The sequence below is a fragment of the Sphingosinicella microcystinivorans genome, assembly GCF_027941835.1.
Lineage (GTDB): Bacteria > Pseudomonadota > Alphaproteobacteria > Sphingomonadales > Sphingomonadaceae > Sphingosinicella.
This window is the reverse complement of sequence record NZ_CP116005.1, coordinates 4,430,269-4,448,379: the sequence shown is the minus strand read 5'-3', so window position 1 is coordinate 4,448,379 and position 18,111 is coordinate 4,430,269. Positions and strand designations below refer to the sequence as shown.

At 68.3% G+C, this 18,111-nt stretch carries 18 protein-coding genes; 7 read left to right on the top strand and 11 right to left on the bottom strand.

Annotation, left to right across the window (positions count from 1 at the left end; all coding sequences use genetic code 11):
- Positions 1–5: 5 nt before the first annotated feature.
- Positions 6–983, top strand: a complete 978-nt coding sequence (locus PE061_RS21290) for an MDR family oxidoreductase (RefSeq protein WP_271257135.1) — start codon at positions 6–8, stop codon at positions 981–983.
- Here PE061_RS21290 and dmpG read toward each other — a convergent pair.
- From dmpG to PE061_RS21275, 3 genes are read right to left on the bottom strand one after another with little or no spacing between them, the layout of a single operon-like run.
- Entirely contained in the window at positions 980–2,011 is a 1,032-nt protein-coding gene (gene dmpG, locus PE061_RS21285) for a 4-hydroxy-2-oxovalerate aldolase (RefSeq protein WP_271257134.1), read from the bottom strand. The genes PE061_RS21290 and dmpG overlap by 4 nt on opposite strands.
- Positions 2,008–2,952 (bottom strand): acetaldehyde dehydrogenase (acetylating), encoded by a 945-nt coding sequence (locus PE061_RS21280; RefSeq protein WP_271257133.1) that lies wholly within the window; start codon positions 2,950–2,952, stop codon positions 2,008–2,010. The genes dmpG and PE061_RS21280 overlap by 4 nt, the downstream gene beginning before the upstream one ends.
- A complete protein-coding gene (locus PE061_RS21275) occupies positions 2,949–3,737 on the bottom strand; it encodes a 2-keto-4-pentenoate hydratase (protein ID WP_271257132.1) in 789 nt (262 codons plus the stop codon). Before PE061_RS21275 ends, PE061_RS21280 begins: the two co-directional genes overlap by 4 nt.
- A 96-nt stretch (positions 3,738–3,833) precedes the next feature.
- Between PE061_RS21275 and PE061_RS21270 the strand changes: the two genes are divergently transcribed.
- A complete protein-coding gene (locus tag PE061_RS21270; RefSeq protein ID WP_271257131.1) occupies positions 3,834–4,592 on the top strand; it encodes an IclR family transcriptional regulator in 759 nt (252 codons plus the stop codon).
- 6 nt (positions 4,593–4,598) lie between these two features.
- On the opposite strand, the gene PE061_RS21265 is transcribed toward PE061_RS21270, so the two are convergent.
- From PE061_RS21265 to PE061_RS21230, 8 genes are read right to left on the bottom strand one after another with little or no spacing between them, the layout of a single operon-like run.
- Positions 4,599–5,039 (bottom strand): MarR family winged helix-turn-helix transcriptional regulator, encoded by a 441-nt coding sequence (locus PE061_RS21265; protein WP_271257130.1) that lies wholly within the window; start codon positions 5,037–5,039, stop codon positions 4,599–4,601.
- A 9-nt stretch (positions 5,040–5,048) separates the two neighbouring features.
- Positions 5,049–5,735, bottom strand: coding sequence for a class II aldolase/adducin family protein (locus PE061_RS21260; RefSeq protein ID WP_271257129.1), 687 nt, complete (start codon positions 5,733–5,735; stop codon positions 5,049–5,051).
- On the bottom strand, positions 5,732–6,883 hold the full coding sequence (locus tag PE061_RS21255) for a PepSY-associated TM helix domain-containing protein (protein ID WP_271257128.1): 1,152 nt from the start codon (positions 6,881–6,883) through the stop codon (positions 5,732–5,734). Before PE061_RS21255 ends, PE061_RS21260 begins: the two co-directional genes overlap by 4 nt.
- 2 nt (positions 6,884–6,885) lie before the next feature.
- On the bottom strand, positions 6,886–7,074 hold the full coding sequence (locus tag PE061_RS21250) for a tautomerase family protein (RefSeq protein WP_271257127.1): 189 nt from the start codon (positions 7,072–7,074) through the stop codon (positions 6,886–6,888).
- Positions 7,075–7,078: 4 nt separating this feature from the next.
- Positions 7,079–7,852: a 2-keto-4-pentenoate hydratase gene (locus tag PE061_RS21245; RefSeq protein WP_336297010.1), complete on the bottom strand. Its 774-nt coding sequence runs from the start codon at positions 7,850–7,852 to the stop codon at positions 7,079–7,081.
- Positions 7,849–8,643 carry a 2-keto-4-pentenoate hydratase gene (locus PE061_RS21240; protein ID WP_271257126.1) on the bottom strand — a complete coding sequence of 265 codons (795 nt, stop codon included), beginning with the start codon at positions 8,641–8,643 and terminating at the stop codon, positions 7,849–7,851. Before PE061_RS21240 ends, PE061_RS21245 begins: the two co-directional genes overlap by 4 nt.
- Positions 8,640–9,335: a hypothetical protein gene (locus PE061_RS21235; RefSeq protein ID WP_271257125.1), complete on the bottom strand. Its 696-nt coding sequence runs from the start codon at positions 9,333–9,335 to the stop codon at positions 8,640–8,642. Before PE061_RS21235 ends, PE061_RS21240 begins: the two co-directional genes overlap by 4 nt.
- On the bottom strand, positions 9,316–10,773 hold the full coding sequence (locus PE061_RS21230) for a 2-hydroxymuconic semialdehyde dehydrogenase (RefSeq protein ID WP_271257124.1): 1,458 nt from the start codon (positions 10,771–10,773) through the stop codon (positions 9,316–9,318). Before PE061_RS21230 ends, PE061_RS21235 begins: the two co-directional genes overlap by 20 nt.
- Positions 10,774–11,021: 248 nt before the next feature.
- On the opposite strand from PE061_RS21230, the gene PE061_RS21225 reads away from it, so the two are divergent.
- From PE061_RS21225 to PE061_RS21205, 5 genes are all read left to right on the top strand, one after another.
- Entirely contained in the window at positions 11,022–13,964 is a 2,943-nt protein-coding gene (locus PE061_RS21225) for a TonB-dependent receptor domain-containing protein (RefSeq protein WP_271257123.1), read from the top strand.
- A gap of 95 nt (positions 13,965–14,059) precedes the next feature.
- Positions 14,060–14,815, top strand: coding sequence for a GntR family transcriptional regulator (locus tag PE061_RS21220; protein WP_271257122.1), 756 nt, complete (start codon positions 14,060–14,062; stop codon positions 14,813–14,815).
- Positions 14,816–14,893: 78 nt separating this feature from the next.
- Positions 14,894–16,099, top strand: coding sequence for a serine hydrolase domain-containing protein (locus PE061_RS21215; protein ID WP_271257121.1), 1,206 nt, complete (start codon positions 14,894–14,896; stop codon positions 16,097–16,099).
- Complete coding sequence (locus tag PE061_RS21210) at positions 16,096–16,716, top strand: ChuX/HutX family heme-like substrate-binding protein (protein WP_271257120.1); 621 nt, start codon at positions 16,096–16,098, stop codon at positions 16,714–16,716. Before PE061_RS21215 ends, PE061_RS21210 begins: the two co-directional genes overlap by 4 nt.
- 11 nt (positions 16,717–16,727) lie before the next feature.
- Positions 16,728–18,107, top strand: a complete 1,380-nt coding sequence (locus PE061_RS21205; RefSeq protein ID WP_271257119.1) for an alpha/beta hydrolase — start codon at positions 16,728–16,730, stop codon at positions 18,105–18,107.
- The last annotated feature ends 4 nt before the right edge of the window (positions 18,108–18,111 follow it).

The window sequence follows — 18,111 nt, the reverse complement described above, 5'->3', positions numbered from 1 at the left end:
GCCGCATGTTCAGGGCCATCATCATCGACAAGGGCGAAAGCGGACAGTCCGCGCGCATCGCCACGCTGGAGGACGGCGACCTGCCCGCGGGCGACGTCACCGTCCGCGTCGAATATTCCACGGTGAACTTCAAGGACGGGCTCGCCATCACCGGCGCGATCCCGCTCATCCAGAGCTTCCCGATGGTGCCGGGCATCGACTTCGCCGGTGTCGTCGAGGCGAGCGACCATCCGGACTGGAAGCCGGGCGACCGCGTGGTGCTGAACGGCTGGGGCGTCGGCGAGCGGCATTGGGGCGGGCTTGCGGGCAAGGCGCGTGTGAACGGGGACTGGCTCGTCCGCTTGCCGGACGCCTTCACGACGCGGCAGGCGATGGCGATCGGCACGGCGGGGTACGCCGCCATGCTCTGCGTGCTCCGGCTGGAAAAGCTCGGCGTCAAACCGGGTGACGGCGAGGTCATCGTGACGGGCGCGAGCGGCGGCGTCGGCAGCGTCGCCATCGCGGTGCTTTCGAAACTCGGCTACCGGGTCGCGGCGTCCACCGGCAGGCCGGAAGGCGCCGACTATCTGAAGGCGCTCGGCGCGGCCGAGATCATCGACCGCAATACGCTCGCCGAGCCGGGCGCGCCGATGCAGGCGGAACGCTGGGCCGGGGCGATCGACACCGTGGGCAGCCACACGCTCGTCAACGTCTGCGCGCAGACCCGCTACGGCGGCATCGTCGCGGCGACCGGCCTTGCACAGGGCATCGACCTTCCGGCGACGCTCTATCCGTTCATCCTGCGCAACGTGACGCTGTCGGGCGTCGACAGCGTCATGGCGCCGCGCGCGGACCGGGAGGAGGCATGGAGCCGCCTCGCCCGCGACCTCGATCCCGCGAAGCTCGAAAGCATGATCCGTGAGATCGCGCTCGAAGATGTCATCCCTGCGGCGGGCGACATCCTTCAGGGCAAGGTGCGCGGGCGCATCGTCGTCGCGATCTAGGCGGCGCTTTCCTTGAGCATGTCGAGCGCGACGTCGACGATCATATCCTCCTGACCGCCGACCATCTTGCGGCGGCCAAGCTCGACGAGGATCGCGCGCGTGTCGAGGCCGTATTCGGCGGCAGCCCTTTCGGCGTGGCGCAGGAAGCTCGAATAGACGCCCGCGTAGCCGAGGGTCAGCGTCTCGCGGTCGACGCGCACGGGGCGGTCCTGCAAGGGGCGGACGAGATCCTCGGCGGCGTCCATCAGCGCGTAGAGATCGCAGCCGTGGTTCCAGCCGTAGACGTCGGCGGCGGCGATGAACACTTCGAGCGGCGCGTTGCCCGCGCCCGCGCCCATGCCCGCGAGGCTCGCATCGACGCGCACCGCGCCGTTCTGCACGGCGACGATCGAGTTGGCAACGCCGAGCGACAGGTTGTGGTGCGCGTGGACGCCGCGCTGCGTCTCCGGCTTCAGCACGCGGTCGTAGGCCTGAAGACGCGCGGCATACTGATCCATCGTCAGCGCGCCGCCGCTGTCGGTGACGTAGACGCAGTGCGCGCCGTAGTCCTCCATCAGCTTCGCCTGCTGTGCGAGGGGCTCGGGTTCGGACATATGGCTCATCATCAGGAAGCCGGAGACGTCCATGCCGAGCCCGCGCGCATACTCGATGTGCTGCTTGGCGACGTCCGCCTCGGTGCAGTGCGTCGCGACGCGCACCGAGCGCACGCCGAGATCGTAGGCGTGCTTCAGGTCGTGGATCGTGCCGATGCCGGGCAGCAGAAGCGTCGTCAGCACGCTGTGCTCCAGAACCTCGGCGACGGCGCCGATCCAGTCCCAGTCGGTATGCGCGCCGAAGCCGTAGTTGAACGAGCTGCCCGAAAGCCCGTCGCCGTGCGCGACCTCGATGGCGTCCACCTTCGCGCGGTCGAGCGCCTTCGCGATCGCCTGCACATGGTCGAGGCCGTACTGGTGGCGGATGGCGTGCATACCGTCGCGCAGCGTCACGTCCTGGATGTAGAGCTTGTCGCGGGTGGGATCGAGGGTCATGCCGGAACTCCTTCGCGCATCCTGAGCGCGATCTTCTCCGCGGTCTTCAGTGCCGCGGAGGTCATGATGTCGAGATTGCCCGCGTAGGCGGGGAGGTAGTGGGCGGCGCCCTCGACTTCGAGGAACACGCTCACCTTGAGGCCGGTGAACTCGCCGTCCATCTCCGGGATTCGCAAGGGGCGGTTGGAGCCGATGTGCTCGAACTGCACCTTCTGCTTCATGCGGTAGCCGGGCACGTATTTCTGCACCTCGGCGACCATCTCTTCGACGGAGGCCTCGATCGCCGCCGTGTCGCCGTCTTCGGCGAGGCAATAGACCGTGTCGCGCATGATGAGCGGCGGTTCGGCGGGATTGAGGATGATGATCGCCTTGCCGCGCGTCGCGCCGCCGACCTCGACGATGGCGCGGCTCGTGGTTTCGGTGAACTCGTCGATGTTCGCGCGCGTGCCGGGTCCGGCGGACTTGGACGCGATCGACGCGACGATCTCGCCGTAATGCACCTTCGCGACGCGGTTCACGGCGTTCACGATCGGGATCGTCGCCTGACCGCCGCACGTCACCATGTTGACGTTCCGCTCGTCGAGATTGGCGTCGCCGTTCACCGGCGGGATCGTGAACGGGCCGATGGCGGCGGGCGTGAGGTCGATCACCCGCTTGCCGTGGGCTTGCAGGACCGCGTTGTGCTTCGCGTGTGCGCCCGCCGAGGTGGCGTCGAACACGATAGCGATGTCTGCGAACTCGGGCATGGCGATGAGGCCGTCGATGCCGCCCGCGGTGATCGGCACGCCGAGGCGCCCGGCGCGTTTCAACCCGTCCGATTCCGGGTCTATGCCGACGAACGCGCCCATTTCCAGCGTGTCCGACAGGCGCATCACCTTGATCATCAGGTCGGTGCCGATGTTGCCCGAGCCGATGATCGCGACCTTCACCTTCGCGCTCATGCGCCTTCCTTTCCGTAACTGAATGAAACGGCGCCGAGGCCGCCGATGGTGGCGCGCACGCTGTCGCCGGGGCCGATGGGAACCATCGGGCCGAGCGCGCCCGTGAGAATGATGTCGCCCGCCTTGAGCGGCTCGCCGCGCGCCGCGAGCGTCTGCGCGAGCCATGTCGCGGCGTTCAGCGGATGGCCGAGACAGGCGCAGCCCGCGCCCAGAGAGGCGAGCGCGCCGTTCACCTCGAGCGCCATGCCGCAGGTCCACAGGTCGAGCCCGGTAAGAGCCTTGCGCGCCGGGGAGAGCACGAACATGCCCGAGGAGCCGTTGTCGGCGACCGTATCGGCGAAGGTGATCTTCCAGTCGGCGATGCGGCTGTCCACGATCTCGATGGCGGCGGCGGCTTCGGCGACGGCCGCCTCGACATCGGCGCGCGCTATGTCGGGTCCAGCGAGGTCGGCGCTGAGGATCAGGGCGACTTCCGCCTCCGCCTTCGGCTGGATGAGGCGTCCGGGCGGAATCACGCCGCCGTCGGCAATCTCCATGTCGTCGAACAGGACGCCGAAATCGGGTTGGTCGACGCCGAGCTGCTGCTGCACCGCCTTCGCGGTCAACCCCACCTTGCGGCCCACGATGCGGCGTCCCGCGGCTTTCCAGACGCGCGTGTTGATCGCCTGAACGGTATAGGCGCCGTCCGCGTCGTTCGGCTCCAGCACGTCGCGGAGCGGCGGAAGCACCGATCCGGAATAGGCGTCGCGCAGCCGCGCGGCCACTCCTTCAAAATCCTTGCCCAAGGTCGGCTCTCCTGTTTCCTGTTCCCGACCATAGGCGCAAGCTGCGGTTGCGCACAGGAACGCAAGGCCGCTATTTTCCGTCAGATGAAAAAAGGAATGCCATCCGTCGCTGCGCTGGAGCGCGGGCTTGCGCTGCTCGCCGCCGCCGCGCGCGATCAGGGCGCGCGGTCGGTGCTCGATCTCGGGCAGGACCTCGGGCTGCCGATCGCCACCACGCACCGCCTCGTGTCGACGCTGGCGAAAGCCGGCTATCTGCACCGGGTACGGCGCGGCCACTATGTCGCGGGCCCGGCGCTTCTGGCGCTCGGCGGGAGCGTCTCGGCGCGCGCCGCCGCCGCGGAGGCCGCGCGGCCGGTGCTCGCCGGGCTGGCGCGGCGCACGGGGCTCACGGCGCATCTCGGCTGCCTCGAAAACAACATGGTGACGTATCTGATCAAGGAAGGCGGCGAGCCGGGCCTGTTCACGCGCGAAGGCATCCAGCTCGAGGCCTATTGCTCCGGCATCGGCAAGGTGCTGCTCGCCCATCTGCCGGAGAAGGATCAGGCCGAATATCTGGCGAGCGGGCCGTTCATCGCCCTGACGCCGCGCACGATCACGGACCCGGCGGCGCTGCGGCAGGCCTTCGACCGCATCCGCGAAGAAGGCTATGCGGTGGACGACGAGGAGGTCGTCTCCGGGCTCACCTGCCTTGCCGTTCCCGTCCGGACGGCAGCGGCGCCCGTCACCTTCGCCATTTCGGTGTCCGGCTCCGGAAACCGGCCGCCGCGCCGCTCCCGGACCCCCGTGCCCGTCCGCCTGCGCGATGCGGCCGCCCGCGTCGCGGAGGCGATGACGCCGTTCGCCGCGCTGGTATAGGGACGTTCAGGCGAGACCGGCGAGCTTGCGGGCGTATCCGATGAACGCGGCGCGCTCCTTGGGGTCGAGCGGCGCCAGAATCTGCTCCTGCACCAGCTTCACGCCGGCTTCCATGTCGCGCAGCATGGCGAGGCCCTGCGGCGAGATCTCAAGCTCGTAGGCGCGGGCGTCGCGCTCCGAGCGGCGCTGATCGACGAGGCCTTTCGCGACGAGGCGCGTGATGATGCCGCCGAGCGTGTTGCGATCGGTGCCGGTGATGTCTGCAAGCTCCTGAACGCTCGCACCCGGCTGGCGCAGGAGCGCGATGAGGAGCGCGGTCTGCTGCCGGGTGAGGCCGAAGGCCGCCATGGTTTCGTTGAAGAGCTCGTGCGAGCGCTGGTGGCAGCGGCGGAGAAGATGGCCGGCGGTGAAGGCGAGATCGAAATCGGCGAATGGTTTTCTGACCATTCGCCGCTTTTAGGAACGATATTCGGGATCGTCCACCGTCAGATAGGCCCACATGCGTTCGCGGATCGCACCCGCCCACGTCGCGCGCGCAGCGCAGGCCGCGGCGTCAGGCGCGGGCGCGCCGGAGAGGCCGGCGGCGCGCCCGGCGAGATCGACGCGCGCCATGTCCTCCAGATACCAGGTGAGCACGACGGCCTCCTCGATGGAGCCGCCCGCGACGACCGCGCCGTTGCCGCGCATCAGGATGGCGCGCCCCTCGCCGAGCTGGTCCGCGAGCCTTGCGGCCGCGTCGTCGGAACGGAGGAGCTGGATGTCGTTCCAGAGTTCGGGCGCGGGGTGGAAATAGGCGCCGAAGCCGTGGCGCGGCACGGGCACCGCGCCGTGCGCGGCGAGCGTCATCACGTGCGGCGGCATGGAGCGGACGATACCGGCGACGTCCGGCCGCCGCCGGTAGATCTCGCGGTGGATGCGGACCTCGCCGAGCACGTTCTCGGGAAGCGGCGCGTCGATGCGGAGCAGGTGGCAGGGCTCGCCCGGCGGCACGAGGCCGAGCGGCATCGACGGCGAGACGAGGAAATGGTCGGCGTCGATGCGCAGCGAGCAGTGCCCGTAGGCGTGCATGAACCCGGCGCGCGCGACGGCGCGGCCCGCGATGCGCAGCCGCCGCTCGGCATCCGCCGGGGGCGCCGCGGTCATGCCTTCGCGGCCCGCCGCATCCGGCGCGCGCGCTCCTGGAGCCAGATCAGCAGGCCCGTCACCGACAGCAGCGTGAGCACGATGCCCGATGCGAAGACGATGATCGTCCAGATGGCCGGGCCATGACCGAAATGGATCGCCTCCATCACGGCGGTGACGCGCTCCGCGCGGCCGGGGGCCGGTTCCTCGCGGACCGTGGTGCTGCCGTCCGTGTCGTCCACGAGAACGGTGGCGGGGCCGCTCGGCGTGCGGAGGCCGACCGCCCAGACCGGATCTGTTTCGCCGGGCGTGAACACGGTGACGAGCGGTCCCGCGCCCGGGAGCGCACCCGCCGCGCGGTGGACGGCATCATCGACCGAAAGCGCGGGGCGGGCCATCGGCGCGGAGACCGGCGGGCCTTCCGTCGGCGCGCGGGCCGCCTCGGCGCTCGGCTCGACGAGCCGGCCGAACAGGCGGGGAAGCGCGATCCACGTGCCGGTCGCCGCCTCGAGGATGATGACGACGGCAAGCACGGCGCCGGTCTGGCGATGCAGGTTCATGCTCTTCGAATACTGCTTCCGCCACGCGAGCGCACGGAGGAGATTGCGGCGGCCCGGCCACCACAGCCACACGCCGATCGCCGAGGTGACAAGCAGGACGACGCCGGAGAGCGCCACGGCCTCGCGCCCGAAAGTCTTGAGCAGCAGGTGGCCGTGGATCGCGTGCATCGCCCAGATGAAGCCGCCCGCGCCTGCGCTCGTATCGAGGACGGTGCCGGTCTCGGGGTGCAGCCACACCTGCGCGCGGCTGGGCGGCCCGAGCCCCGCGGGCGGCGGTCCGTTGACGTCGCCCGCGACCATCACCGCGCCGCTTTCCGTGACGCGGAGGCCGCTGACGCGGTCGCCTGCGGGAAGCGCGGCGCGGGCCTTGTCGAGGAAGGCTTCCGTGGGCACGAAGCCGGAGGCGTCGGCGTTCGTGTAGCGGCCGGGGTTCAGCATAGCATCGAACGTATCGGGCCAGACGAGCACCGAGCCGGTGATGCCGAACGCCGCCATCACGACGAGCGTGGCAAGGCCGATCCAGCGGTGCAGCTTCAGCCAGAACAGCCGGATGCGCGCCTTGCGGCTGAGCACGGGGCCGGAACGGGCGGGGGCGGCGACCGTCGCCATGCTCAGGCCGCCGGGGCCTTCGACGCGCCCGCCGTGAACCAGTGCTGCGGCGCGACCTCGTTGATGAGAACGCGGACCTGCGCGGGCTGGACGCCGAGATGCTCCACGGCGGCGTCGGTGACGGCGCGCGCGAAATCGCTTTTCGCCTCCTGAGAACGGCCTTCGAGGATGTTCACCTGAACGATGGGCATGGCGCTACTCCGAGACAGAGAAACCGGTGAAGCCGAGCGTCTGGACTTCGAGCGAGACGTGGAGACCGGCGCTGAGCGCGCTCGCGGCGGTCGCGCCGCCCGCGAGCACGATGGACCCGGCATCGAGCTCGAGGCCGCGTTCGTCGGCGAGGCGCGCGGCGGCGGCGAGCGAGCGCGCCGGATGGCCGAGGATCGCGGCGCTCGACCCGATCGCCTCGGCGCGGCCGTTGAAGCTCATCACCATGCCGAGGTTGTCGAGGTCGCTGTCCGCGCGGCTCCACGCGCCGACCACGAACGCCGACGACGAGCTGTTATCGGCGACGACGTCGCTCAGCGAGAACCTGAACGCCTCGTAGCGCGAGTCGATGATCTCGAGCGCGGGCGCGACCGCCTCGACGGCATCCATCGCCTGCATGGGCGCCAGCTTGCCGCGAATGGGCCGCTTCAGCAGGAAGGCGATCTCCGGCTCGACGCGCGGGTGCACGAAATCCGCCATGCGGATGCTGCCGCCGTCCTCCACGAGCATGGCGTCGGTGAGCCGCCCGCAGATCATGTCGGAGACGCCCATCTGCACCATCTTGGCGCGGCTGGTGAAGCCCATCTTCATGCCGACGATGCGCTCGCCGCGCTGCAGCCGCGCGGCGATGCTCGCCTGCTGGATGCGGTAGGCGGCGTCGAGATCGAACGTGTCGTCGCCGGTGAACTGCGGCACGGCGGTCGCCGTGCGCGCGGCGTTGTCGAGGAACAGCCCGATGCGCTGGGTGTCGACGGTCATCATGCTTTCTCCCCGAAATGCGCGGCGACGCTGCCGAGGCCCTTGATGCGCGCGGTGTAGCTCGCGCCCGGCGTCACGGGAACCATCGGGCCGAGCGCACCGGACAGCACGACGTCGCCCGCCTTCAGGGGGCTGCCGAGCGCGGCCATGCGACGCGCGAGCCACAATGCGGCGTTCAGCGGATTGCCGAGGCAGGCCGCGCCGCAGCCGACCGAGACGGGCTCGCCCTTCAATTCCATCGACATGCCGCAGAGACGGAGGTCGAGGTCCGCGATCTTCGCCGGCGAGCCGCCGAGCACGTAGGCGCCGCTGGAGGCGTTGTCGGCGATGGTGTCGAGAATCGAGATTTTCCAGTCGGCGATGCGGCTGTCGACGATCTCGATGGCCGGAAGCGCGAAGGCGATCGCCGGGATGAGCCTGCCGAGCGTGATCTCGGCGTCGTCGAGGTCGCGGTCCATGACGAACGCGATCTCGGCCTCGACGCGCGGCTGGAGGAAGCGCGAGAGCGGAATGATCTCGTGGTCGCCGATCTCCATGTCGGCGAACAGCATTCCGTAGTCCGGCTGGTCGACGCCGAGCTGCGTCTGCACGGCCTTCGAGGTGAGGCCGATCTTGCGCCCGACAAGCGTGCGCGCACCGGCGAGCGCGCGGCGCGTGAGCTCGGACTGCACGGCATAGGCGCCGTCGATGCCGAGCGCGGCGATGCCGTCCTTCACGGGCGCGCAGGGGGTGCCGGACGCGGCGGCGGCGGAGAGCGCGTCCGCTGCGGCGATGACGGGGTTGCTGCTGCTCACGGTCTTACTCCTGCATCGGCGACGACGGCGGCGACGCCTTCCTTATCGACGATCTCCCACGCACGGATATATGTCGGCGTCTCGCGCGCGGCGTAATAGTCGCGCAGCTTCGCCAGCTGTTCGGTGCGGCCCGTCTTTTCGAGGACATAGCGTTCGAACGCAACGACATGGATGTGCGCGCGGATCGAGAAGGGGACGTCGGCGTATTTCGCGAAGATCGGCGACCTGTGCTCGATCGCCTGCGCATAGTGGTGCATCAGCTCGTGGAACGCGAGCAGCGCGAAGTCGTGCACGTAATAGTCGGTGTTCGACGCGAGGAAATCGTTCATGCGGATGATGAGCGGGAACGCCATCGAATCCGGCGCGCAGACCGAAAGCGTCGCCTGGATTTCCGAATAGGGGTAGGGGCGCCCGGCCGCTTCGAGCGCGAGGCGCATATACTCCCTGCCGGTCCTTTCCCACGCGGCCTCGAATTCGGCCTTGCGCGCGAGCAGTTCCTCGACGTCAGCCGGATTCGTGTCGCGGTGCAGCCATTCCTTGCAGACGCGGTCGAAGATCGTGCCGTGCGGGCCGGGGTAAAGGAACGTGACCTTCGGCTGCGGCATCTCCGCCGCGACTGCGGGCGCGGCGGCGAGCAGGCACGCCGCTGCTGCTGCTGCCCCAAAGGCGGCCCTAAAGATGGATGCAGACATTGCGCTGCTCGGTATAGAAATCGAGGCCGTGGAGGCCGCCTTCGCGTCCGATGCCCGATTTCTTCGAACCGCCGAACGCCGCGCGCAGATCGCGCAGGAACCAGCTGTTGATCCAGAGCGTGCCGACCTCGATGCGCTGCGCAAGGCGGTGCGCGCGCGACAGGTCGCCCGTCCACAGCGAGGCGGCGAGGCCGTAGGGGCTGGCGTTCGCAAGCGCGACGGCCTCGTCCTCCGCGTCGAACGGCGCGATGTGGCAGCAGGGCCCGAAGATCTCTTCCTGAATCACGGCCGAGCTTTCGGGAAGCCCGGTCCAGATCGTCGGTTCGATCCAGCTTCCGCCCGCGAGATTGCCCGGCATGTCGGGAATGCCGCCGCCGGTGACGATGGTCGCGCCTTCGGCCTTCGCCTTCGCGTAGTAGGAGAGCACCTTCTGGCGGTGCACGTCCGAGATGAGCGGGCCGAAGTTGGTGGCCTTGTCCCACGGATCGCCGGGCTTCAGCGTCTTCACCTGCGCGGCGAGCGTCTCGACGAACGCATCGAACAGCGGGCGCTCGACGTAGACGCGCTCGGTGCCGAGGCAGACCTGCCCGCAATTGAGGAACGCCGAGCGCATCGTGCCCGCGATGGCGCGGTCGAGATCGCAGTCGGCGAAGACGACCGCGGCGTTCTTGCCGCCAAGCTCGAAGGACACCGGCCGGATGCCGTCCGCCGCGGCTTTCATGATCGCCGTGCCCGTCACCGTTTCGCCGGTGAAGGTGATGCCGTCGATGTCGGGATGGCTGGTGAGGAACTCGCCGGTCGAGCCCGCGCCGAAACCGTTGACGACGTTGAAGACGCCCCTGGGGATGCCGACCTCGTTCATCACCTCGCCGAGCAGCGTGGCGGTGGCGGGGGTTTCCTCGGAGGGTTTCACCACCACGGTGTTGCCGCAGGCGAGCGCCGGCGCGACCTTCCATGTCATCAGCAGCAGCGGCAGGTTCCACGGGCAGACCACGGCAATGACGCCGCGCGGCGTGCGCAGGCTGTAGTTGAGCGCGCCGCGGCCGTCCGGCGTCGGCGCGGGGAAGGCTTCGCCCATCGCCATCGGCGCGGTGTCGGCGAAGAAGCTGAAGTTCGCGGCGCCCCGGGGAATGTCGAGGTGCGAGGCCATATCCGCCGGCTTGCCGGTGTCGAGCACCTCCGCGCGGAGAAACTCCTCCGAGCGTTCGGCGATGCGGTTCGCGAGCTTGCGGAGGATCGCGCCGCGCTCCGCCGCGGAGAGTCGCGCCCACGGGCCGGACAGGGCGGCACGCGCCGCGGCGACGGCGCGGTCCACCTGATCGCGGCCCGCTTCATACGTCGTGTAGGCGACCGCGCCGGTGACGGGGTCGATCACGTCGAAGCGGTTTGCGCCCGCGTCCTCGTAGGCGCCGTCGATGAATTGTCCCAATGATTTCATGGTGTTTCCCGAAGCCTGTCCGTGCAATCCGCACTCCTTGCGACACGCGGATGCGTTGCTGCTCCGCGGCGCCATCGTGATTCGAGATGCCCGAGGGTTTTCGAAATATCAAGCGTGATTCTGGAGATTGTGCACTGATACTGCCTAAAATTTAGAAAATTGGTTTGACGACCGGAAAAATGCGACGTAGACATTGCAATGGGATTTAATGCGTCGCAAAGGCGCTTTTCGCCGAAAGGGGGCAAACGATGAAAATACAGGTCCGTTCAATCGCTTGTGCAACGGTTTCGCTGGCGGCGCTGCTGGCGGGCGCGGCTCCCGCGTGGTCGCAGGAGGCGGCCGTCGAGGAAGAATTGATCATCGTCACCGGCACCAACATCCGCGGCGCGAACGTGATCGGCAGCGCGGTGCAGTCGCTCAGTTCCGACGACATCGCCAAGACCGGCAAAGCCACCATCGCCGAACTGATGCGCGAGCTTCCGGTGAACTTCGCGGGCGGCGTCGCCAACTCGGACAACAACCGCGGCGGGCAGGACACGAGCTCGATGGGGTCGAACCTCACCGGCGGCTCGGGCGTCAACCTGCGCGGTCTCGGCGCGCTGTCGACGCTCGTCCTGGTGAATGGGCGGCGCGTTGCGGTCTCCGGCCAGTTCGGCGACTTCGTCGACATCTCGAACATTCCCGTCGCCGCGATCGAGCGCATCGAGATCCTTCAGGACGGCGCTTCGGCCGTCTACGGCTCGGACGCCGTCGGCGGCGTGGTCAACATCATCCTGAAGCGCAAGGTGGACGGCCTTCACGCGCTCGCCCGCATCGGCACGACGACCGAGGGCGGCGGCACCGAGTATCAGGGCAGCCTCGTCTGGGGCACGGCGTGGGACAGCGGCAACCTCGTGCTCGGCTACGAGTATAACAAGCGCGAGAACGTGCTGGCCTCGAAGCGCGGCTTCAACGGCGGCGACCTCTCGGATCGCGGCGGTGTCAACTGGCCGATCTACACGAGCCGCGCGGGCAGCGCCGCCAACATCTTCTCGGGCAACGCGGCCTTCAACGGTGCCGTCGCCTACACGGTTCCGAATGGGCCGGGGACCGGCCTCACCATCGCCGACCTGACGCCGGCAACCGGCGGTTTCGGCAACAGCTTCGATCCGTGGGCCGGATTCGACATCATCCCGGAAATGCGGCGGCACAGCCTGTTCCTGTCGTTCGACCAGGAGGTCAGCGACAAGGTCTCGCTCTACGGCGGCGCCCGCTACACGGATCGCAAGGGCAGCTACAATACGGGTTACGCGCCGTTCTACGGCGCCGTGCCGACGACGAACCCGGCCTATATCACCGGCGTTTCGAACAACTTCGGCGTGCTGATCGACGACGTGCCGCTGACGCGCGATGTGCGTGTGAAGAGCCTCGCGCTCGAGGGCGGTGTCCGCATCGAGATGTTCGGCGACTGGCAGGCGGATGCCACGCTGTCGTACAGCCGCGAGAAGCAAGGCCGCCAAAGCACCATGCTGCGCGATTCGAACGTCGGCGAACGGTTGCCCAGCGGCGCGTTCGCACCGAGCTCCATCGTCTGCTCGCTGATGGGACCGGTCGCCACGCCGACGACGCCGCAGCAGACGTTCTGCGCCGGTCTCGGCTACGAGACGTGGAACCCCTATTCGACGCAGCCGCTTTCGGCCGCAGTGATCGACCAGCTCATCGGCTACGAGGACCTGACCTTCAATTCGGACGTGGTGCAGGGCACGGTGAAGTTCGACGGAACGCTTGTCGATCTGCCGGGCGGCGGGCTGAAGCTCGCGGCGGGCGTCGACTACCGCAAGGAGAAGATCAACGGTCTCCTCGATTTCAACTACCGCAGCATCAATCCCTACACGGTCGAATACGGCACGACGAAGCAGGACGTGTTCTCGATGTTCGCCGAGGCCTCGATTCCGATCGTCGGCGCGGAGAACGCGATGCCCGGCATCGCCGCGCTCGAGTTCTCCGCCGCGGTGCGCCACGAGACGTCGAGCAGCACCGGCCTCAAGGAGTTCTCGACGACGGACCCGAAGTTCGGCTTCCGCTACGCGCCGTTCGACGGTTTCAACATCCGCGGCAGCTGGGGCACTTCGTTCCACGCCCCGCCGATGCGCTTCCAGTACAGCGGCGCGCAGCCGGTGCCCGGCGGCAATGCCATCTTCTATGCGAACGCCTTCTACACGGCGCCGTGTGACACCACGCTCGTTGCGCTGAATGGCTTCTCGGTCACGCCGACCGGCTGCACCTTCACAGGCATGGTCGTGTCGGGTGGCGCAGGCCCGACGCTTGATCCCGAGACGGCCGAGACATGGACGCTCGGCTTCGACTTCACGCCGTCGTCGGTCCCCGGTCTCCGGCTCGCCGCGAACTATTTCAACATCGAGATCGAGAACCGGCTTGTCCGCATCACGTCGGGCACGCTCGGCGGCATCCTTGCGAATTACTTCGCGACCGGCACCAGCCCCTACATCAACAACCTCGTCTTCAATCCATCCGAAGCGCTGGTGCAGTCGTTGTTCGACGATCCGCGCTTCCTTGGCCTGTCGGGGCCGGGGCCGACGCGATCGGCTGACCAGATCGCCGCCATCATCTACGCGACGCAGACCAACCTCGCGAACCTGAAGATGAAGGGCCTCGACCTGTCGCTGAACTACGCGTTCGACGCGGGTTCGCTCGGCGGGTTCGAGCTGTTCGGCAACGGCACGCTCATCACCACCTACAAGGTGGAAGGCTCGCCGGGCAGCGGCTATGTCGACAAGCTCGGCGTCTACGAGAGCATGGGCAACCCGGTGAAGTTCAAGTCGCGGCAGGGTGTCGCGTGGAACAAGGGGCCGGTCTCGCTCGTCGTGTCCGCGAACTACACTGACGGCTACAAGTGCGAGGCGGGCTGCTTCGTGCCGTCCTCGACCGGCGCGCCCGTCGCCAACACCGATCCGGTCAAGATCGACTCGTGGCTGACGTTCGACCTCCAGCTCGGCGTCGACCTCGGCGGGCTCGGCGGCGCCTTCAAGGATGCGGGGCTCACCTTCAACGCGCTCAACATCTTCAACGAGGACCCGCCCTTCATCGACACGGGCCGCGTCGTGACCGGCAACGCGCCGGAGCCCTACGACACGGCGAACGCCACGATCATCGGGCGGACCGTCTCGCTGACGCTGACCAAGCGCTTCTAGGCAGGGCAGGCGGGGACCGGTGCGAACGTATCGGTCCCCTCGTGCTTTCACGGGGGTGGTTTCCAACGGCATCCCGTTCATTCTAGAATGCGCCGATGACCGAAGATCCTGACCAGAACGAAGACGTGGCGGTCGCCAAGACGATCGCCAACCACACCTATCAGCAGTTGCGTCGCGATATCGTTTCGGGCGTCCTCGCGCCCGGCTCCAAGCTGCGCATGGACATGCTGATCAAGCGCTACGGCGTCGGCATGAGCCCGCTGCGCGAGGCGCTGGTGCGATTGACCGGCGACGCGCTGGTGCACGCGGAAGGGCAGCGCGGGTTCTGGGTCTCGCCGATCTCGATCGAAGAGCTCGACGATACGATGGCGATCCGCACGCTGATCGAGACGGAGGCGGTGGTCCGGTCGATCGAGCACGGTGGCCCGGAATGGGAAGAGCGCGTTCGCCAGACCTACGAGACCCTGTCGTCGCTGGAGGCGCGGCTTTCCGAAAACGACGAGAGCGTACTCGCCCAGTGGGAGCGCGCCAACGCGCAGTTCCACGAAGCGCTCGTTTCGGCCTGCGGCTCGCCGTGGCTCGTCCGCCTGCGCCGTATGCTGCACCAGCATTCGGAGCGCTACCGGGCGATCTCGCTCGCCAACCGCCCGGCCGGGCGCGACGTCCACGACGAGCACGAAGCCATCGCCGAGGCGGCGCTCAGCCGGAAATCGCTGCGTGCCAGCCGGCTGATCGAGGTTCACCTGCAACGGACCGCCGATGCCGTGCGGGAGGCGATGCGGGCACGCGAGGAGGAAACCGCGCCGCCCAGAGGCAAGCGGCGTCAGAGCGCGCTGAAAACGGCGGGGTGACGAAAATGCAGTGACGGAGGGCAACGGGTGTTCTCCGGCGGGTAGAAGCGACGTATACGTTGTAATTGGGAGGGGTCCATGATCATACGCAAGGGGGTGTTGACGTGCGTGGCGGTATTGCTTGCGGGGGTGGCTGCGGCGCAGCCGCTGTCGCCGCTGGCCGAGGCGCGCACGCACGTCGGCGATGCCGACATCAATGTCGTGACGTTCCGTGCGATGGACGCGTTCTTCCCCTCGGCGCCCGTCGCCGCGGGACGGGCGGCGAAGCTGCCGGAACGCCGGAGCGCGCTTTCGCCGGAGGTGCGCTTCGCGGACGGCACGGCGCCGTTCGAGGCCGCGCTGGACCGCACGTACACGAACGCGCTGCTGGTGCTGCGGGACGGCGCGATCGTCGATGAGCGCTACCGCAACGGCTCGGGGCCGGACTCGCGCTTCACGAGCTGGTCGGTGGCGAAGTCGATCACCTCGATCCTCATCGGCATCGCGCTCGACAAGGGCATGATCGCAAGCGTCGCAGAGCCCGCCGACAAGTACGCGCCCGCGCTGAAGGGCACGGCCTTCGAGGGCGCGACGATCGAGGACCTGCTGACGATGCGCGACGGCACCAGCTACACCGAGCAGGTGCCGAACGGGGAGTCGACGCTCGACAGGATCAAGCGGCGCTCGTCCTATGCGAACTTCACGGGCTTTTCCGACGTGACGGGCCTCGACCTCACGCGCCTCCACGCGCCCGGCACGCATTTCAACTATTCGACGCTGACGAGCAGCCTGCTGGCGCGCGTCGTCGAGGGGGCGAGCGGCATGACGCTCGCCGCCTTCACGGAGAAATACCTCTGGAAGCCCGCGGGCATGGAGGCCTCCGCCTACTGGCAGCTCGACCGTTCGCCGCCCGAAGGGCTGGCGCTCGGCGGCAGCGGCTTCAATGCGACGCTCCGCGATTTCGGGCGCATCGGGCAACTGATGCTGGACGGCGGCCGGGCGAACGGCAAGCAGATCGTCTCGAAGGCGTGGGTGGAGAAATCGACGCGGCACTTCGGCGGCGGCCCCGTCATTCCCGGCGCACCGCGCGGCTACGGCTACCAGTGGTGGACGATGCTCGGCACCGACCGCTTCGAGGCGATCGGTATCCACGGCCAGTTCGTATCGGTCGATCCGGCAACCCGCACGGTGATCGTCAAGCTCAGCCACTGGCCCGAGAAGGGCGGACATCAACTCACCATCGAAACCCTTGCGCTCCTCGACGCCGTCCGGGGCGCAGTCTCGGCACAGGAAGGCAAACAATGATAACGACCGCGCTCATCGCTTTTGCCGCCGCGGCGGCCACGCCGCAGGCGACGTGCGCCACGCCCGAGCAGGCGACCGCCGTGCGCAGCTTCTACGCTTCGCTTCCGAGCGCGCCGCCGCTCGTGGCGCGGCGGCACATGAACCTTGCCGAGGAGATCGTCTCCTCGGGGCTGTCCGCCGACCATGCGACGGGCGTTTCGGGCGCGCACTTCAAGGCGGTGTGGGATTCGCTCAGCGAATGGCCGGTGGCCTTCTTCATCATGGACCAGAAGGGCTGGATCATGAAGTTCGAGGGGCCGGTGCCCGCGCTGCTCGGCAACAAGCGGACCGACGCTTTCACCGACGTGAAAGCGCCGGGCGAGAACGGCCTCATCAGCCACATCCGCCCGGATCTCGTCACCTCGATCCATGCCGTGGCGCTGCCCGGCGGCATGGGCCGCGACGGCAAGATGCGGGAAGGCATGACCCGCGCGGTGATCTTCTACGACGCCTCGAAGGACTCCGTGTTCGGCCTCTATGCGAGCCTTGCCGGCGAGGACCTGAACACGGCGGCGATCCCCGCCTTCGAGAAGACGATGGCGCTGATGCGGACGCTGCCGCAGGTCTGCGGGCGCTGACGGGGATGACGATGAGATCGTTTCTGCTCGGCGCCTGTCTCGCCGCCGCGTTTTCCGTGCCGCACGCCGCCGCGCAGGGCATACCCGCGCCGGAGGCATGGGAGTATGTGCGCATGACGCCCGAGGTGCGCAGCGCGCTCCGCGACCGGGTCGACGCCTTGCCGCCCGAGCTTCGGGAAGCGCACAACACGGAGCTGTCGGCCAACGTCAACACGCTGCCGACGTGGCTCTACGAAGCGCTCAGCAACGAGCTGGTGGCGCGGCATCATTGCACGACCGGAAGCTACAACGGTCCCAAGCCGAAGCCGCCGGTCCCCGACGCATGGGGCTATGTGAAGCGCGTGCCGCACCAGCGCTATCATTACCGCCTGCGCGCGCGCCTGCTGCCGCCCGATGAAAAGGCGGCCTACGACGCGAAGATGGCCGGGGAGATGGCGAAGTTGCCCGCCTGGCTGAAAGAGGCGCTGGAGGAAGAGGCCGTGCGCTATGACGCCTACCTCGGCCTCGATCCCTGCAAGCGTCCCGGCATCGGGGCGTTCTACAGCGATGCGCCGAAGGCGGTTTCCACGCCGCAATCGGTGCAGTGGGACCTGACCTCGGCGAAGGGCCACACCTATCGCATCATGATCGCGCCGCCGCTGTCGCCGCCGCCGGCCGAAGGCTGGCCGGTCGTCTACGTGCTCGACGGCAACGCCAATTTCGGAACGGTTTCGGATGCGCTGCGGCTGCAAGGGCGGCGGCCGGAGCGCACGGGCGTTTCCGCCGCGCTCGTCGTCGGCATCGGCTATCCGATCGACGGACCGTTCGACGAGAAGCGGCGGGGCTACGACTATGTCGTCCATTCGCCGGGCGCGACCTCGCCCAAGCATGGCGCGGACGGACAGCTCGAAGCCGACAGCGGCGGCGGCGCTGCGGACTTCCTGTCGTTCATCGAAACCGAGCTGAAACCGGCCGTCGAGAAGGCCTATGCGGTCGACCGGAAGCGGCAGACGCTGCTCGGCCATTCGTTCGGCGGGTTCTTCACGCTCTACACGCTGTTCAATCGCCCGCAGGCATTTCAGAACTACCTGGCGTTCAGCCCGTCCGTCTGGTGGAACAACCGCTCTCTCCTCGAGGACGAGCGCCGCTTCACCGCCGCGCGCAAGGCGAGCGATCCGCCCGTCAGCCTGTTCGTCGCGACGGGTGGCCTCGAGGAGACGCAGCGCATCCCGATGGTGACGGACAGCCGCGAGGTCGTCTCGCGCCTGAAGGCCATAGCGGATCGCGGCGTGAAGACGGACCTCTACATCGCCGAGGGCGAGGACCACGGCTCGATCGTGCCGACCGCGCTCAGCCGGGCGCTGCGCGCGCGGATCGGCGACGGCTTCGAAAAGACGGCAGGGAGGAAATAGGGAA

Bases quoted from the DNA above. Each gene is read 5' to 3' on its own strand.
- PE061_RS21230 (WP_271257124.1), bottom strand. From the start codon at position 10,773: ATGAAATCATTGGGACAATTCATCGACGGCGCCTACGAGGACGCGGGC.
- PE061_RS21205 (WP_271257119.1), top strand. From the start codon at position 16,728: ATGAGATCGTTTCTGCTCGGCGCCTGTCTCGCCGCCGCGTTTTCCGTG.
- PE061_RS21265 (WP_271257130.1), bottom strand. From the start codon at position 5,039: ATGGTCAGAAAACCATTCGCCGATTTCGATCTCGCCTTCACCGCCGGC.
- PE061_RS21210 (WP_271257120.1), top strand. From the start codon at position 16,096: ATGATAACGACCGCGCTCATCGCTTTTGCCGCCGCGGCGGCCACGCCG.
- PE061_RS21290 (WP_271257135.1), top strand. From the start codon at position 6: ATGTTCAGGGCCATCATCATCGACAAGGGCGAAAGCGGACAGTCCGCG.
- PE061_RS21225 (WP_271257123.1), top strand. From the start codon at position 11,022: ATGAAAATACAGGTCCGTTCAATCGCTTGTGCAACGGTTTCGCTGGCG.
- PE061_RS21235 (WP_271257125.1), bottom strand. From the start codon at position 9,335: ATGTCTGCATCCATCTTTAGGGCCGCCTTTGGGGCAGCAGCAGCAGCG.
- PE061_RS21215 (WP_271257121.1), top strand. From the start codon at position 14,894: ATGATCATACGCAAGGGGGTGTTGACGTGCGTGGCGGTATTGCTTGCG.
- PE061_RS21250 (WP_271257127.1), bottom strand. From the start codon at position 7,074: ATGCCCATCGTTCAGGTGAACATCCTCGAAGGCCGTTCTCAGGAGGCG.
- dmpG (WP_271257134.1), bottom strand. From the start codon at position 2,011: ATGACCCTCGATCCCACCCGCGACAAGCTCTACATCCAGGACGTGACG.
- PE061_RS21220 (WP_271257122.1), top strand. From the start codon at position 14,060: ATGACCGAAGATCCTGACCAGAACGAAGACGTGGCGGTCGCCAAGACG.
- PE061_RS21255 (WP_271257128.1), bottom strand. From the start codon at position 6,883: ATGGCGACGGTCGCCGCCCCCGCCCGTTCCGGCCCCGTGCTCAGCCGC.
- PE061_RS21280 (WP_271257133.1), bottom strand. From the start codon at position 2,952: ATGAGCGCGAAGGTGAAGGTCGCGATCATCGGCTCGGGCAACATCGGC.
- PE061_RS21270 (WP_271257131.1), top strand. From the start codon at position 3,834: ATGCCATCCGTCGCTGCGCTGGAGCGCGGGCTTGCGCTGCTCGCCGCC.
- PE061_RS21260 (WP_271257129.1), bottom strand. From the start codon at position 5,735: ATGACCGCGGCGCCCCCGGCGGATGCCGAGCGGCGGCTGCGCATCGCG.
- PE061_RS21245 (WP_336297010.1), bottom strand. From the start codon at position 7,852: ATGATGACCGTCGACACCCAGCGCATCGGGCTGTTCCTCGACAACGCC.